General features: G+C 29.3%; 16 protein-coding genes. 12 read left to right on the top strand and 4 right to left on the bottom strand.

The features are described 5' to 3' along the window. Positions 1 to 182: 182 nt before the first annotated feature. Complete coding sequence (gene tpx / locus ARA56_RS07675; protein ID WP_055265398.1) at positions 183 to 668, bottom strand: thiol peroxidase; 486 nt, start codon at positions 666 to 668, stop codon at positions 183 to 185. Between the two features lie 183 nt (positions 669 to 851). Between tpx and ARA56_RS07670 the strand changes: the two genes are divergently transcribed. From ARA56_RS07670 to galU, 4 genes are all read left to right on the top strand, one after another. After that, positions 852 to 1,511 (top strand): glucosaminidase domain-containing protein, encoded by a 660-nt coding sequence (locus tag ARA56_RS07670; RefSeq protein WP_055265396.1) that lies wholly within the window; start codon positions 852 to 854, stop codon positions 1,509 to 1,511. A gap of 155 nt (positions 1,512 to 1,666) precedes the next feature. Continuing rightward, complete coding sequence (locus ARA56_RS07665) at positions 1,667 to 2,245, top strand: toxin-antitoxin system YwqK family antitoxin (RefSeq protein WP_055265394.1); 579 nt, start codon at positions 1,667 to 1,669, stop codon at positions 2,243 to 2,245. Between the two features lie 150 nt (positions 2,246 to 2,395). After that, on the top strand, positions 2,396 to 3,169 hold the full coding sequence (locus tag ARA56_RS07660; RefSeq protein ID WP_055265392.1) for a hypothetical protein: 774 nt from the start codon (positions 2,396 to 2,398) through the stop codon (positions 3,167 to 3,169). Between the two features lie 100 nt (positions 3,170 to 3,269). Further along, positions 3,270 to 4,148 carry a UTP--glucose-1-phosphate uridylyltransferase GalU gene (gene galU / locus ARA56_RS07655; RefSeq protein WP_148315752.1) on the top strand — a complete coding sequence of 293 codons (879 nt, stop codon included), beginning with the start codon at positions 3,270 to 3,272 and terminating at the stop codon, positions 4,146 to 4,148. Between the two features lie 193 nt (positions 4,149 to 4,341). Here galU and brnQ read toward each other — a convergent pair whose 3' ends face one another. Beyond that, positions 4,342 to 5,619, bottom strand: coding sequence for a branched-chain amino acid transport system II carrier protein (brnQ, locus tag ARA56_RS07650; RefSeq protein WP_055265388.1), 1,278 nt, complete (start codon positions 5,617 to 5,619; stop codon positions 4,342 to 4,344). 374 nt (positions 5,620 to 5,993) lie between these two features. Between brnQ and wecB the strand changes: the two genes are divergently transcribed. Together wecB and ARA56_RS07640 are read left to right on the top strand one after the other, a co-directional pair. Then, positions 5,994 to 7,118 (top strand): non-hydrolyzing UDP-N-acetylglucosamine 2-epimerase, encoded by a 1,125-nt coding sequence (wecB, locus tag ARA56_RS07645; RefSeq protein WP_055265387.1) that lies wholly within the window; start codon positions 5,994 to 5,996, stop codon positions 7,116 to 7,118. Between the two features lie 184 nt (positions 7,119 to 7,302). Next, complete coding sequence (locus ARA56_RS07640) at positions 7,303 to 7,656, top strand: four helix bundle protein (protein WP_055265385.1); 354 nt, start codon at positions 7,303 to 7,305, stop codon at positions 7,654 to 7,656. A gap of 291 nt (positions 7,657 to 7,947) precedes the next feature. Here the strand turns inward: ARA56_RS07640 and ARA56_RS07635 are convergent, their stop codons facing one another. Together ARA56_RS07635 and ARA56_RS07630 are read right to left on the bottom strand one after the other, a co-directional pair. Continuing rightward, on the bottom strand, positions 7,948 to 8,886 hold the full coding sequence (locus ARA56_RS07635; RefSeq protein ID WP_055265383.1) for an LCP family protein: 939 nt from the start codon (positions 8,884 to 8,886) through the stop codon (positions 7,948 to 7,950). Between the two features lie 202 nt (positions 8,887 to 9,088). Continuing rightward, positions 9,089 to 10,054 carry an LCP family protein gene (locus ARA56_RS07630; protein WP_055265380.1) on the bottom strand — a complete coding sequence of 322 codons (966 nt, stop codon included), beginning with the start codon at positions 10,052 to 10,054 and terminating at the stop codon, positions 9,089 to 9,091. Between the two features lie 210 nt (positions 10,055 to 10,264). On the opposite strand from ARA56_RS07630, the gene galE reads away from it, so the two are divergent. From galE to ARA56_RS07600, 6 genes are all read left to right on the top strand, one after another. Next, on the top strand, positions 10,265 to 11,275 hold the full coding sequence (gene galE / locus ARA56_RS07625; RefSeq protein WP_055265378.1) for a UDP-glucose 4-epimerase GalE: 1,011 nt from the start codon (positions 10,265 to 10,267) through the stop codon (positions 11,273 to 11,275). A 426-nt stretch (positions 11,276 to 11,701) separates the two neighbouring features. Further along, the gene (locus ARA56_RS07620; protein ID WP_242855896.1) at positions 11,702 to 13,624 is read left to right on the top strand and encodes a polysaccharide biosynthesis protein; all 1,923 of its coding nucleotides are present in this window, start codon (positions 11,702 to 11,704) and stop codon (positions 13,622 to 13,624) included. 8 nt (positions 13,625 to 13,632) lie between these two features. After that, positions 13,633 to 14,229 carry a sugar transferase gene (locus tag ARA56_RS07615; protein WP_055265376.1) on the top strand — a complete coding sequence of 199 codons (597 nt, stop codon included), beginning with the start codon at positions 13,633 to 13,635 and terminating at the stop codon, positions 14,227 to 14,229. 12 nt (positions 14,230 to 14,241) lie between these two features. Further along, a complete protein-coding gene (locus ARA56_RS07610; RefSeq protein ID WP_055265374.1) occupies positions 14,242 to 14,829 on the top strand; it encodes a NeuD/PglB/VioB family sugar acetyltransferase in 588 nt (195 codons plus the stop codon). A gap of 12 nt (positions 14,830 to 14,841) precedes the next feature. Continuing rightward, positions 14,842 to 16,038, top strand: coding sequence for a glycosyltransferase family 4 protein (locus ARA56_RS07605; RefSeq protein WP_242855893.1), 1,197 nt, complete (start codon positions 14,842 to 14,844; stop codon positions 16,036 to 16,038). Positions 16,039 to 16,053: 15 nt separating this feature from the next. Further along, positions 16,054 to 17,112 (top strand): polysaccharide biosynthesis protein, encoded by a 1,059-nt coding sequence (locus tag ARA56_RS07600; RefSeq protein WP_055265370.1) that lies wholly within the window; start codon positions 16,054 to 16,056, stop codon positions 17,110 to 17,112. Positions 17,113 to 17,117: the final 5 nt, after the last annotated feature.

Here is a 17,117-nt window from a genome sequence, read left to right as displayed (position 1 = left end):
ATTTTATAAAAAATACATCAATATGAATATGCCTTCGGAAGATAAAAATAACTCCGAAGGCATATTTTTATTTTTGATAACAAAGTATATAATATACTTATAATGATTTTAAAGGGGTATAAATATGAAGTATTTATCAGAGAACTTAGTATTCATACTTAATATGTATAAAAATATAAAAATCATTTAACTGCATTTAAAGCTGATTCGTAATCAGGCTCATCTATAACGTCTTTACAATATTCTACATATATAATCTTATTATTTTCATCTACTACAAATATTGCTCTAGTTAAGAAACAAAATTCCTCTATTAATGTCCCATAGTTTTTACCAAAGCTTTTTTGCTTATAATCAGAAAGAGTTATAACTCTATCTATTCCTGCAGCGCCACACCATCTAACTTGAGCAAATGGTAAATCCATAGATATTACATATACAGTAACATCGTCAAGACTTGCTGCCTTTTCATTAAATTTACGAACCTCCATATCACAGACTGAAGTATCGATAGAAGGAACTACAACAAATATTCTCTTTCCAGAGGTATCTTTCAAAGTTACGTTTTTCAAATTATTATCAACTACTAAAAAATCAGGAGCATCATCACCTACATTTAAGGGATTCCCAACTAAGGTGATTGGATCGCCATTAAAAGTTATTTTCATAATTGTACCTCCATAAAAATTAGATTAGTTTCAAAAAGTAGTATTTCCTATTATAGATATAAATAATTAATGATAAGTTAAAAAACTTTAGGAAAAAGTTTACAATGAAATGATTAATATTAAAATTGGTGGTAATACTTAAAAATAGGTATTGAATAATAATATAAGGAAGGATTGAAAATAGTGAGATTATTAAAGTGTTTATCATGTATGTTCATAGCTATTATGTTTTTAGGAATAAATGAATTATCAGTATCAGCAGCTATGAAAATTATACCAGGATATTATGAAGATGATTTAAGGTATTTCCAAAATGAAATTAAAGTCCCAGAAGAAATAATAATAAAAGAAAAAATAAAAGAAGTAACATATAATCCAGATAACTTAAGAGAAATAAGTAATTTATCTAAGGAGCAAATTTATAAAATGCTAGAAGGAAACAACCTTCAAGCCTTAGCAGAAGATTATTATGAGATGGAACAAAAGTATAATGTTAACGCTATATTTTTAATGGCACTTAATATGGAAGAGTCAGGTCATGGAAGATCTTCTTTAGCAGTATATAATAATAACTTAGGTGGTATTAAGTCAAGAAATGGTGGTTATGCAAGTTTCGAAAGCTGGTCTCATTGCTTAGAATATATAGCTAATCTGATAGATGAAATGTATTTATCAGAAACAGGTAGTTATTATAATGGTACAAGTATTTACGGAGTAAATGTTAAGTATTGCGTGGGTACTAATTGGGCTGATAACTTAAATGTTTTAGCTGATGAATTACTTGCAAAAGTAGAGCCTAATACAAATACTAATACAAATGTTATGATAATGCACAGCTTTTAAAAATAGGCTCATTTTGAGCCTATTTTTTAAGTTTGAAATTAATTTATTTTTTTAAAAATAATGTTTATAAAATAGTAAAAGTGTTAATTATTTAAATATAGACAAGCGGTTCGGAGATTGTTTAATTATTTTTAAAATGAATGGAGATGATTTCGATGGGATTATCAATTGTACCAAAAAGCATACTTAAGGATCCTATAGAAAAAAAGGTTAAAGTAGATAAGAAAAGTATAAAAACTGATGAAGATTCATTTTATGAGATTGATGTTTTAAAAAGTAGGAAAATTGAAAAGCAATTGAGATATCAAATTGAAAGGGATATAGGACTTATAAATATTAATACTGAATCACTAAATGGTAGAATTTACGAAGATGGAGAACTTATATATGAAGGAGAATATATTCAAGGTAAGGGATATTATTCAGATAAATGGTATGCACATGGATATGGCAGATCTTATTATGATAATGGAAAATTAGAATATGAAGGCAATTTTGTTTATGGAAGCCCACACGGATATGGAAAATATTTTTACGAAAATGGTCAATTGAGATGGAAAGGAAACTTTCAAGCAGTTGTTGGAATAGAAGTTTTGAAATTATGGAAATCTTCCTTAGGATATGTTGATAGAAGAGGAAGGATAAAATACGGTAAGTATTATGATAAAGAAGGAAAGTTAATTCATTGCGGAGATTTTGATTGGATGGGGAAACCTATAAAATATATGAAATAGAAGAAACCAGAGGGGTAACTCCCTTTAGGTTTCTTTTTTGGTTGCTTTACTTAATCCTTCTTTAATGCGAAGGTTTTATTACAGTATTTAAATAAGTTTAAGACAATCCTATTAATGGTAATACTTTAGAAAAATAGAAGGAGTATTGATATGAGAAAAATTATAAAAAGTAGTATTAGTTTATTTATATTTATAAATATCTTTAGCGTTAATGTTTTTGCTGGAGATTTATCTTATATAGAAGAAGCTTTAGTCAATCTTGGAGTTAATGAAGACTATAGTGAAAATATAGTTGAGTATTTAGAGAATATAGAAATTTCAGAATCAGATTTTCAAGAAATAGAGAATAATGTTAATAATATTAAGGAAGTTGTCCAAAACAATGATGAAGAAATAAATTTTCTTAAGTATTATACTGTATATGATAATATTATGGAGATAGCGGAAATAATGAATCTAGATTTGGATGTTGATTTAAATGATTTAAGTATATCGTTAATTGATAAGAATAATAATAATATTTTATATGAAGGTGATACTAATTCATTAATGCAAATATATTCAAATTATAGAGATAGTAATTATACTATAAATGTTGCAGAAATATTTGAGGATATTAATAATTTAGATGAGAGTGAAATTGCGATAAGTAATACGGAAAATGATACAAATATAAATAGCAATAGATTTAATAATGAAATAGAGATTAACTTGGATACTGAAAATGATTTAAACATTAGTAATAATGAAAAAAATAATGTTCTTGATGAATATATAGATAAATTTGAAAAGTATAATAAGGAGTTATTAGTTAATAATAATGATGATATTATAGAATGGAAAATAGTATTGATTGTATTTGGGGTAGCATTAGCAGTATTCATAATGTTTAAGATAATATCTAGAGTTAAAAGATTACAATAAAAGCAATTAGAAGATTAAATAAGTATTTATAAAAATATATAAGTATAATATAATAGTATTTGTCATAATAGAAATAATGTATAATTTAGGGGGTAATAACGTGGGCAATAAGATAAGAAAGGCCATTATACCAGCAGCAGGTTTAGGAACAAGATTCTTACCAGCTACAAAGGCACAACCCAAAGAAATGCTACCAATAGTAGATAAACCAACTTTACAGTATATAATAGAAGAGTGTGTAGCATCTGGAATTGAAGAAATACTTATAATCACAGGAAGAAATAAAAAGAGTATAGAAGACCACTTTGATAGATCTGTAGAGCTTGAAATGGAACTTGAAAAATCAGGGAAGCAAGAAATGCTTGAAATGGTAAGAGAAATATCAGATATGGTTAATATCCACTTTATAAGACAAAAAGAGCCAAGAGGATTAGGGCATGCAATTCTTTGTGCGAAGACTTTCGTTGGGAATGAACCATTTGCAGTGCTTCTTGGAGATGATGTTGTTTATAATGATGAAAAGCCATGCTTAAAGCAACTTATAGATTGTTATGGAGAATATAAAACATCAGTACTGGGTGTTCAAACAGTAGATCCTAAAGATGTAAATAAGTATGGAATAGTTGGTGGAATCCATATAGAAGATAGAGTTTATAAGGTTAAAAACTTAGTTGAAAAACCATCTATAGAAGATGCTCCATCAAATGTTGCTATTCTTGGAAGATATATAATAACACCAAGAATATTTGAAATATTAGAAGAAACTAAACCAGGAAAAGGTGGAGAGATCCAACTTACAGATGCACTTCTTCAATTAGTAAAAGAAGAAGCTATGTATGCTTATGATTTCGAAGGTAGAAGATACGATGTTGGTGATAAATTAGGGTTCTTACAAGCAACTGTAGAATATGCTTTAAGAAAACCAGAGTTAAGAGATGGATTTATTGAATACTTAAAATCATTATCAGATACGTTTTAGGGTGAATTTAGAAAAATGATGCTTGCTTTTGGCAAGGTTATGAGTTGCTAAGGCAAAAGTGATGGTAAACTCCGTTAAGGTTATGGTTTACTAAAATAAAGATAAAGTGATTTTATAGATAAGTATTAATATAAAATTAAATTATAAGAAATAATATATAATCCCAGCTTTGACAAGCTGGGATATTTTTTTATTACGCTATATTTTTAAGTGTTGATTCACATTCTTTTTCTTTAAATATAAATAACCCAATTACTATTGATAATATAGTAGGTATTACCCATCCAAAACCTAGGTCCGCTAAAGGTAAAAATGATAGGTTTAGTCCTGGTATTAATAATAACAATGAGAATATAAGTGATGTATATATACCAAGTCTTACAGCCTTCATATTTGTTAAGTATTTTGACATAAGTGCTGTAACTATTATTGTTATTGAAACAGGATATAGTAAGTTAAGGACTGGGCCAGATAATGCTACAATTTTGTCAACACCAAGTGTTGCTACAGCTAAGCTTATAATAGTAATAACTATAGCGTTTAGAGTATATGATAACTTACCTTTTGAAATTTTCTCAAAGAATGAAGCTCCTACACTTACAAGTCCTATTGATGTACTTAAACAAGCTAGTCCCATTGCTAAACCTATTATAGCTGGGCCAACTTTTCCTAGAACACTTTCAGATATAAGAAGTAAAAGTCCAGTTGTACCAATTTCTTGAGATACTAAACCTGAAGTTTGAGCTCCTATGTATATTAATCCTCCATATATAAAAGCAAGTCCGATAGTTGCAACTAAGCTTGACTTAAGTATCATCTTAGGCATTTCTTTACCTTTATAACCTTTATCTTTTAAAGAAGTAGTGACTATTGATGCAAATAGAAGTGCTCCTAAGGCATCCATAGTTTGATATCCTTCAATTAAAGAAGATGAAAGGACTGATGTAGCATTAGTATCTATTATTTCACCTATTGGAGAAATGATTCCTTTAACTATAAGTACTATTAATAAAATCAGTAATGCTGGTGTTAAAAACTTACCTATAGTATCAACAATTGAAGATTGTTTTAATACGAAGAATAAGTTAATTGCAAAGTAAACAGTGATTGCTACTATTGCAGGAACACTAGGTAAAAATGGATTAACTGAAAGCTCGAATGTTGTTGCAGCTGTTCTTGGTACCGCCATAAGTGGACCTATAGCTAAGAAAAGAACAGTAGTGAATATTAATATAAATTTACGATCTATTCTATTTCCTATACTTTCTAGAGTTCCATCACCTTTAGAACAAGCTACTATTGCTAGTAATGGAAGTCCAACTCCAGTTACTACAAAGCCAACAGTTCCAAGTAAAAAGTCTGAACCTAAGCCATTGCCTAAAAATCCAGGGAAAATTAGGTTTCCTGCGCCAAAAAACATAGAGAATAGCGCAAAACCTATTACAATTGAATCTTTTGTGCTTTTTTTCATTTGTATAACATCCTTTTCTTAAAAATTGATTAATAATTAAAAATAATTGCTTGTTTTTTAGCATAATTGTGTTAATAATATCATGATATATGGATTTCATCAATGGTAATAATAAAATAGGTACCTGTTTAAATAATGTTAGAAATTAACTTATGTTATATAAAAACGTTAACAATAAATATAGGTTTCAGGTTGATTAAATAATATAATAATTAAGTAGAAATAAAATTATATAATAGATATGAAAGTTGATAAAATTTTATAATATATGTAAAAATTATAAAATTACCTGTAGGGGATAGAAGTTAAGTTATATATAAAATACTAAGACAATGATATAATTAAAATAAATTGAAGTTTGTGGAGGAAATACCGTGGAAAGAATCAAAGTATTAAGTGTCTTTGGAACTAGACCAGAGGCAATAAAAATGTGTCCTTTAGTAAAGTTATTAGAGAAAGATGATAGATTTGAATCAATAGTATGTGTAACAGCACAACATAGAGAAATGTTAGATGCTGTTTTAGAAATATTTAATGTAAAGCCACAATATGACTTAAATATAATGTCACATGGTCAAACTATTATAGATGTAGCAAATAAAGTATTAACTGGAGTTGATAAAGTAATAAAAGAAAGTAAACCAGATATAGTGCTAGTACATGGAGATACATCAACTACTTTAAATGGAGCCTTAGCTGCTTTTTATAATCAAGTACCTATAGGACATGTAGAAGCTGGATTAAGAACAGGGGATATATACTCTCCATTCCCAGAAGAAGCTAACAGAAAACTAACAGGGGCAATAACAACTTTACATTTTGCACCTACAGAAAGTAATAGAAGAAATTTAGAAAAAGAAAATATTACAAAGAATGTTTACATAACAGGAAATACTGTAATAGATGCACTTTTAAGCGTAATAGATAAAAATCATGAATTCCAAGATGATACGTTAAATAATATAGATTTTACAAATAATAAGGTTGTACTTTTAACAGCACATAGACGTGAAAATTGGGGAGAACCAATGAAAGATATATTTGCAGCTGTTAGACATCTTGCAGAAGAAAATGAAGAAGTACAAATAATTTTCCCAATGCATAGAAATCCATTGATAAGAGAACTTGCAAAAAGTAGTTTTGAAGGCATTGAAGAGAAGATACACTTAATTGAGCCTTTAGAATATGTAGACTTTGCAAATCTCATGTCAAAATGCTATTTAATAATGACAGATTCAGGTGGAATTCAAGAAGAAGCACCAGCACTAGGTAAGCCTGTTATGGTTTTAAGAACAGAAACAGAAAGACCAGAAGCTGTAGAAGCAGGGACAGTAAAACTTGCAGGGATTAATAAAGAAACAATATTTAATATAGCAAATGAACTAGTTAATGATAAAGAAGCTTACAAAAAAATGGCTCATGCAGCGAATCCATATGGAGATGGAGAAGCTTGTGCAAAAATCGTAGAGACGATTTTTAGTCACCTAACAGTGAAGTGATGGTCAACTTTATGGAGGTGATGGTTTGACTTCGTCAAAAGTGATGGTTACCTACAGTAAGGTGATGGTTTCGTGAGGTGAAAGGTGATTGTCCACTTTGTGTAGTTGGTGGATTAGCTTCGCTAGTGATTAGAAGAGGTAGAAGATGGAGAGATTCATAATATAAGCTAGTTAGGAGGATATTATGAAGAGTTTATCATTATTACAGCTTAGTAAGATAATCGCAGATGATTCTATTTATATTAGCAATGAATTAGTAAATAAAAATGAATTTGTTATATCAAACCAATTGAAAAAATCTTGCACTAGTATAGGTGCTAATATCAGGGAAGCAAATTATGCAGAGAGTAAAAAAGATTTTATACATAAACTGCATATTGCAATTAAAGAGTGTAGTGAGAGTATATATTGGCTTGATATCATGAAAGATAACGAAATGTTAGATGATAATAAAGTTAAAGAAGTATACAATAATTGTTTCAGTGTAAAAAGAATGTTGTTAGCAAGTATAAATACAGCAAAGAAAAATTTAGTTTAACTTAATGTAAATGGCAGTAAGTAGATTTGCGTAAAACAAGCTTACTTACTGCCATATTATGTTGCTTTTCTCTAAGAAAACTATAACTTCTGCGAAAACAGACCATAACTATTACGAAATAATCCATTACGTTCTGAAAGAAACCATAACCTCTGCACAAGCAGACTATAACCATTGCGGAGCAATCCATTACTTAGCCGTAGGTGACCATAATCTTTCCATAAGGAAACCATAACCATTGCAAAGCAATCCATCACTTCTGCGAAGGCAGACCATAACATCGCGTAGCGACTATCTAACATCGTCAAAGATATAGCTCATCATTTGTTTTTTTGCTGTAGCTTGATCAAAAGCTAAATAATAAATACCATCTATCATAGTACCTTCACAATAACCATCTCTAGGGAATCTATCTTGTGCTAAACCATTAGATACAGAACCTAATGCTTTTGTTCCTAAGGATAATATATCAGAAGCATTCATGCTAGTTTGAACATGTGGCAATACCTCGTTTAATAATCCAGGAAGAGCTGTTACTGAAAGTGTTGATGCCTTATTAAATAAAGCATTTAGAACAGTTCTTTGTCTTTCAGTTCTTACATAATCACCGCCAGTTGCATATCTTATTCTTGAATATGATAGTGCTTGATCACCAGTTAAGTTATAAGTTCCTGCTGAGTTTATTCCAGGAATATGAGAAACTTCTTCATCTGTTATATTAATTTCAACTCCACCAAGTATATCAATGATAATTGGTAAAGATGTAAAGTTAACAGACATGTAATCGGTTATGTCTAAACCAAAGTTTTCATTTATAGTTTTAATAGCTAATTGAGGTCCGCCAAAAGCATAAGCGTGATTTATCTTGTCCATGCCTATGTCAGGAATATTAACATAAGAATCTCTCATAATAGATGTAAGTTTTAGTTTATTATGAACAGGATCTATTGTAGCTACCATAATAGCATCGGATCTACCAGCAACACCATCTTCAGAGTCGATACCAAATAAAGCTATATTAATTATTTCTTCATGATTTTCAAATTCTTGAATTTCTTCATAGTTAATACTCAAATCAGATGTATCAACAGAAACTTGTTGCATTTTTCCAAGGGTTCTATAGACTGTGAAAGCGCCTATAAGAAAGATACAAACTAAGATTGAAACTATTATCAAACTTCCTTTCACCCAAGGATTCATTTTCTTTTTTTTACTATGTTTTTCTCTCATAAATACCCCCTATAATAATATAATAGTTTATGTATAATGCTATCTAACATTTCACTTCTCAGAAGGTGGACATCGCTATTACACAAGTAATCCGTTGCTTGACGAAAGGTAGCGTTCATCTCACTAAAAGTCACCATAACTTTATCAAAGGTAACTATATCTACTGTTTTATAAATCTATAATTTCAGTGAATGTGACCACTTTACTTAGAATAAATAAATTTATGTATTTCTTCAGTAGTAGCATCGATATCAATGATCATGTGATACATATCTGTCCATTCAGCATAATGATGCTCATCTAATGGAAATCTTCCTTGTTCTATATTAGAAACGCCAGTACCTAAAGCTTTAATAGCTATAGAAAGCATTTCTGATGTAGTCATATTTGTTGAAACTAAAGGTAGTAAATCGTTGATTAATCCTGGAACTTCAGTAATACTTATATTTTTAAATTTATCAAAGATTGCAGACAATACATCTCTTTGTCTTTCAGTTCTTTTATAATCTCTTCCTTCTGTATACCTAATTCTACAGTAAGCTGCTGCTTGAGTTCCATTTAACAATTGTTTACCAGAACCATATAATGGCTCAGTTATTGTCCCGTTTTCTGAATCAATATTCTTTATATAACCATTAATAAAATTTAACTCTTCATTTGTTATTTCAAGTTCTACACCACCAAGCTTGTCTATAATTATAGGAAGTGTATGTAAGCTTACATGAACAAATTTATCAACTTGAAGATTAAAATTATAGTTTATAGTTTTTAGTAATAATTCAGGACCACCATCAACCAGTGTATAATTTAAATTTTGCTTTCCTCCATCAGGAAGATCTAAGTATATATCTCTCATAAGAGATAAAAGCTTAATATTATTTTTCTTAGTATCTATTGATAAAATCATAGTAGCATCTGACGCACCTATTTCAGTACCAGAGTAATCAGAACCTAATAGTGCAATAGTTATTACATCTTTTTCTTCTTTTATAGGTTCTTTTCCTGTATCTGTTACAAAAGATCTATCAATTTCTACAGTATTAATTTTAGAGGATAGATTTATTATTACGATAGATCCAACTAAAACTAAAATACATATAAAAGATAGAAATCCTAATAATATTTTCTTACCAATAGAGTATTTTTTCTTTCGCTTTCTTTTTGTCATAACCCACCCCATAAAAATAGTAATATATGTATTATATCATATAAAAAGGTTATTTAATAAAGCAAATCATAGATACTAATACAAATTTTATAGAATGAGTATATAAGTTTATTATCAATATGTTTATAAATAATGGCAAAACTGTTATTTTACATTAGGTAATATTAGTATATAATGATAGTGAAAATAAAATATGTGGAGGTATTAGAAATGGCAGTTTTAGTATCTGGAGGAATGGGGTACATAGGAAGTCATACAACTGTAGAACTTTTGAATGCAGGTTTTGATGTTGTAATAGCAGATGATTTAAGTAATAGTAAGGAATTGGTAAAGGATAGAATAGAAAAGATAACAGGGAAAACTACTAAGTTCTATAAAGTAGATTTAACTAACGAAGAAGAAGCAGAGAAAGTATTTTTAGAAAATAATATAGATTCAGTAATTCACTTTGCAGCTTTTAAGGCAGTAGGTGAATCTGTAGAAAAACCACTTGAGTATTATTACAATAATATAACTAGTGCATTAGTAATGTTAAGACTTATGAGAAAGCATAATTGTAAGAACTTTGTATTTAGTTCTTCTGCAACAGTTTACGGAGATGCAAAAGTTGTTCCGATAACAGAAGATTCTCCACTTTCAGCAACAAATCCATATGGAAGAACTAAGCTTATGATAGAAGATATGCTAAGAGATATCGCAAAAGCAGATCCAACATTAAATGTAGCTATTTTAAGATATTTCAATCCAGTAGGAGCTCATAAGAGTGGAACTATAGGGGAAGATCCAAATGGAATTCCAAACAACTTAATGCCTTATATAACAAAGGTTGCAGTTGGAGAATTAAAACAATTAAGAGTATTTGGAAATGACTATCCAACTCATGATGGAACAGGGGTAAGAGATTATATTCACGTTGTTGACTTAGCTCAAGGACATGTTAAGGCTCTTGAAAAATTAAAAACTAATCCAGGACTTGTAACTTATAATCTTGGAACAGGAAATGGATATTCAGTACTTGATGTTGTTAAAGCTTTCGCAGAAGCATCTGGTAGAGAAATACCATATGAAATAGTAGATAGAAGACCAGGAGATATAGCAACTTGCTATGCAGATCCAAAGTTAGCCAATGAAGAATTAGGATGGACTGCTGAAAGAGGAATTAAGGAAATGTGTGAAGACTCTTGGAGATGGCAAAGCAATAATCCAAAAGGATATAATTAATAAATCATATCTATGAAAGTAAATGTTTAAATAAAAAATAAGAGCTAGTATTTTTTATATGGCTCTTATTTTTTATAAAAAAAATACGACAAAATATGATTTTATTTTTAAAAAATATTTAATTGTATTAATATATAGTTTTATAAAAAATATTTAGATTTATCTATTTTCAAAAAAAATGTTTAAATTTATATAAAAATGAATAATTATGCAATAAAAAATGTTTATAATAGTCGAAATGTATTTATTATTGTTTAATGATGTAAATTATAAGTTTAACAAAAAATAATTTTTATGCTATAATACATTTACTAATTAAAATCAAAAAATTACATTTAATTGTAAAATAGAATATTGACATATAGTCTATACAATAAAATGTGTTAAGGGGAGAAAATTTTAATAAAATAAGGTGGGAGATAAGGAATGACTAGTAACGGGATTTTACACAGTATGGCAAATAATCGCAAAATCAAAATTTTGATTTTGCTTAGTATTGACGTGCTTTTAATGTCAGTAGCTTATTTGTTGGCTTTCATTTTAAGATTTCATTCTGAAAGCAATAGTTTATATATAGTTTTTTCTATGTATAGGTCATATAAATTTAATATACTTTTAGATATTAGTATATTTACTATATTTATGTACGTATTTAAACAGTATAGAAGTATATGGACATTAGCTGGTGTGGATGAGTTTATTGGTGGGGTTATAGCTATAGTATGTGCTACTTTAGTAAATATAGTATTAGCTAGATTAAGTAATAATGGAATGTCTATATTTATACCAATTTTAAGTGGAATTATTATTTTAATATTTTGTAATGGGATAAGAATTTGTTGGAGAATTCTAAGAAGAGCTATAATTTATACGGAATTAAAAAATAATGGTATAGTTAAAAATATACTTATAGTAGGGGCAGGTTCAGGTGGAGCTTTAGTTTTAAATGAGTATAAGAAAAACCCACAGTTTTGTAAAAGAGTTGTTGCTTTAGTAGATGACAATAAACAAAAAATTGGAACTTATGTAGGTGGAGTTAAGGTTTTAGGAACTAGAGATAATATTCAAGAGATAGTAAAGGAAAAATCTATAGACGAAATAGTAATTGCTATATCAGAACTAGAAAATAGCCAATTAAAGAATATAATTGAAAAGTGTAAAGATGCCAAGGCAAAGGTGAAGATTATGCCTGGTATTTCTGAAATGATAGATGATAAGTTCTCTCTTAATAAAATAAGAGATGTTGATGTTGAAGATTTGCTTGGAAGAGAAGCTATTACTTTAGATCATGAAGGAATTTCTGAGTACTTAACAGATAAAATAGTACTTGTTACAGGCGGTGGAGGATCTATAGGATCTGAGCTTTGTAGACAGATAGCCAAGTTTAACCCAAAACATCTTATAATTTTCGATATATATGAGAACAATGCTTACGATATTCAAAATGAGATTAGAAGAAATTATCCAGAGTTAAGATTAGATACTCTTATAGGATCAGTTAGAGATAGAAAAAGATTAAGAGAAGTTTATTCAAAATATAAACCTAATGTAGTATTTCATGCAGCGGCACATAAACATGTACCTTTGATGGAAGATAGTCCTCAAGAAGCTATTAAAAATAATGTTGTAGGAACATTTAATGTGGCTGAGATGGCAAATAACTTTGGAGTTGAAAAGTTTGTACTTATTTCAACAGATAAAGCAGTAAATCCTACTAATATAATGGGCGCCACTAAAAGAATGTGTGAAATGATAGTGCAATCATTAAATAAAGAATCAGATACAGAGTTTGTAGCAGTTCGTTTTGGAAATGTACTTGGATCTAATGGTTCAGTGGTACCTTTATTCAAGAGACAAATTGCGGCTGGGGGGCCAGTAACTTTAACTCATAAAGATATTACAAGATATTTTATGACAATTCCTGAAGCAGCGCAACTAGTACTTCAAGCTGGAGCTTATGCTGAAGGTGGAGAGATATTTGTTCTTGATATGGGAAAACCGGTGAGAATTTATGATTTAGCAGAAAATTTAATAAAACTTTCAGGATTTGAACCGCATAAGGATATATGTATAGAGATAACAGGTCTTAGGCCAGGGGAAAAACTCTATGAAGAATTATTGATGAATGAAGAAGGACTTAGTGAAACAAAGCATGAGAAAATATTTATTGGTAAACCTGGAGAATATGATTTGGATAATGTTGTGAAAGGAATTATGGACTTAGTTAATGTAGCTGAACTTAATGATAAGCAGCTGCTAAAGGATAAAATGAAGGAAATAGTAACCACTTATAAAGAGCCAGATGAAATAAATAAAGACATTGAAAGGAAAATAGCTGTAACTATATAGGGGGAAATATGAAAAGAAGTTTTGATTTTTTAGTAAGTTTAGTTTCAATTATTATTTTAAGTCCAATTATAGTGTTGATAGCTTTAATTATCAAGTTTACTTCAAAAGGACCTATTATTTTTAAACAAAGAAGAATTGGAAAAGATAATATTGAATTTAATATTTATAAGTTTAGAACAATGAGAATTGATACTCCAAATGTGCCGACTCACCTATTAGAAAATCCTGAGCAATGGATAACACCTATAGGTAAGTTTATGAGAAAGACAAGCTTAGACGAATTACCTCAACTATTTAACATATTAAAAGGTGATATGAGTATAGTTGGACCAAGACCAGCTCTTTACAATCAGTATGACTTAAAGGAAATGAGAACTGAAGTAGATGTTCATAAATTAGTACCAGGGCTTACTGGATGGGCACAAATTAATGGAAGAGATGAAATTCCTCTTAGTTTAAAGGTTAAGTTAGATAAAGAATATCTTGATAGAAAAAGTTTTTTATTCGATATAAGAATTATTGTTTTAACAGTACTTTCAGTTATTAAAAGCGACGGAGTTCAAGAAGGAAAAGCAGAAAATAATAATGAATCTATATCAATGTAAAGGTGATTAGTTATGAAAGATATTATTATTATCGGAGCCGGTGGAATAGCAAGAGAAGTAGCTTGGATTATTGAAGAGATAAATGAAATTAATAAAGAGTGGAATATACTCGGGTTTGTAGATGATAATGAAGAGGTGTGGGGAGAAACATTTAATGATTATAAGGTTTTAGGGGGAATAGATTATTTGAATAATTTAAAAGAAAAACCTTATGTTGTAGTTGCAATGGCAAATCCAAAGGTTAAAAAGTGTATTGTAGAAAAGTTAAGAAATTACTTTAGATTTGCTACAATAGTTCATCCAAGTATTAGAATGAGTAGGTTTATTGAAGTTGGGTATGGAACAATAGTTTATCCAGGAGTAATACTCACTGTTAATACTAAATTAGGTAATCATGTAATAGTGAGCGGAAACTGTGGTATAGGACATGATACTAAGATTGGTGATTATTCATCAATTCTCTGGGGAAGTAATTTTTCAGGGTATGATGTAGTTGAAGATGATTGTTTAATTGGAGTAGGAACTTCGGTTATTCAAGGGATGAAGATTAAACAAGGAAGTATACTTGGAGCAGGTAGTGTAGTTAATACGGATATATAAGAGGGAGGTGATATGATGAAAATACTAGTAGTTTCTCAGTATTTTTGGCCGGAGGAATTTAGAATAAATGATATATGTGAAGGGCTTATAGAACAAGGACATGAGGTAGAGGTTTTAACTGGAATACCTAACTACCCGCATGGTAACTTCTTTGAAGGACATTCAATTTTTAAACCAGGAGTAAAAGAGTACAAAGGTGCTAAAATAAGAAGAGTCCCTTTAGTTCCTAGAGGAAAAGATAATTTTATAAAGTTAGGCTTAAACTATATATCTTATACTATTACTGCTAGTATAGCTTCGTTAGGGTTACTATTTAATAAATATGATAGAGTTTTTGTTTTTCAGTTATCACCAATAACATTAGCTATACCAGGAATAATAGTTTCAAAGATTAAAAAAATTCCTTCAATTATATATGTACAAGATTTATGGCCAGAAAGTCTGTTTAGTATAAAAGAAGTTAATAACACTAAAGTAAGAGGAATATTAGATAAAATATGTTCATCTATTTATAAATCATTTGATAAATTATTAATTACATCAAAGAGTTTTGAAGAGGAACTTGTTAATAAAGGTGTAAGTAGAGAAAAAATAGATTACTTTCCACAATGGGCTGAAGATTTTTATAGTTTAAATGAGAGTAGTAAAAAAAATAATAAAGAAGAATTTGTTATTACTTTTGCTGGGAATATAGGTAAGGCTCAGAGTGTAGATACTATAATTAAAGCCGCAAAACTTGCAAAGAAAAATAAAAATATTAAATGGCAAATACTTGGCGATGGAAGTGAGTTTAAGTATATAAAATCATTAGTAAATGAATTTAAATTAAATGAAACAGTAAGCTTACTTGGAAGAAAGCCAGCGAGTGATATGCCTAAATATTTTTCAGAATCAGATGCATTAATAGTTACATTAAAAGATGATAAAGTATGGAGAGCAACATTACCAGCTAAGGTTCAATCATATATGGCATCAGGGAAACCAATTCTAGCAGCTATAAGTGGTGAAGGTAACTCTGTAATAAAACAGAGCAAGTGTGGGCTTGTAGGAGAAGCTGAGGATCATATTAAATTATATGAAAATGTTATAGAATTGTACAATATGAGTGAAGAAGAAAGAGAGATTCTGGGTAACAACGGGAAGAAATATTTTGAAGATAATTTTACAAGAAAAATTTTATTAAATAAATTAGAACAAGTAATGAATTAAGAAGGGGAGAGTATAATGTTTAAAAATAAGGTTTTATTAATAACAGGTGGAACAGGATCATTCGGAAATGCAGTATTAAATAGGTTTATAGATACTGATATAAAGGAAATCAGGGTTTTTTCAAGAGATGAGAAAAAGCAAGATGACATGAGAAGAGTTATAAAGTCTGATAAAGTAAAATACTACATAGGTGATGTGAGAGATTTAGATAGCATTAATTATGCTATGAAAGGTGTAAACTATGTATTCCATGCTGCAGCATTAAAACAAGTTCCATCTTGTGAATTCTATCCAATGCAAGCAGTTCAAACTAATATTGAAGGATCAGATAACGTGTTTAAATCATGTTTAATGAATGGTGTTGAAAGATGTATATTATTAAGCACAGATAAAGCAGTTTATCCAGTAAATGCAATGGGGATTTCTAAAGCTATGGCAGAAAAAGCTATGATAGCTAGAGCAAGAGCAGCAGAAGAAGGAGATACAGTATTCTGTGGAACTAGATATGGTAATGTTATGGCTTCAAGAGGTTCAGTTATTCCCCTATTTATAGAGTTAATGAAGCAAGGTAAAGATTTAACAGTTACAGATCCAAATATGACAAGATATATGATGTCATTAGAAGAGTCTGTAGACTTAGTACTTCATGCATTTGCTAATGGAGAGCAAGGAGATATATTTGTTCAAAAAGCTCCAGCTTGTACTGTATTAGAATTAGCAACTGCATTGAAGGAATTATTTGACTCAAATGTAGGAATTAAAATAATTGGGGCTAGACATGGTGAAAAAGCATATGAAACTTTATTAACTAAAGAAGAATTCGTTAAAGCTGAAGATCAAGGAAACTACTTCAGAATTCCTTCTGATAATAGAGATTTAAACTACGCTAAATACTTTACAGAAGGTGAAGGATCAAGAAGAAATCAAGAAGAGTATAACTCAGATAATACAAATAGAATTAATGTTGAACAAGTTAAAGAAATGTTATTAAAGCTTCCATATATTCAATCAGAATTAAAAAAGTTCAGAGTGGTTGAAAGTAAAGAGGTAGAAAACTTAGCAGAAACTATGTAAATAGG

The organism is Clostridium disporicum (assembly GCF_001405015.1).
Classification (GTDB): domain Bacteria; phylum Bacillota; class Clostridia; order Clostridiales; family Clostridiaceae; genus Clostridium; species Clostridium disporicum_B.
The sequence above is the reverse complement of the archived record's forward strand: the minus strand, read 5'-3'. Positions and strand labels throughout refer to the sequence as shown.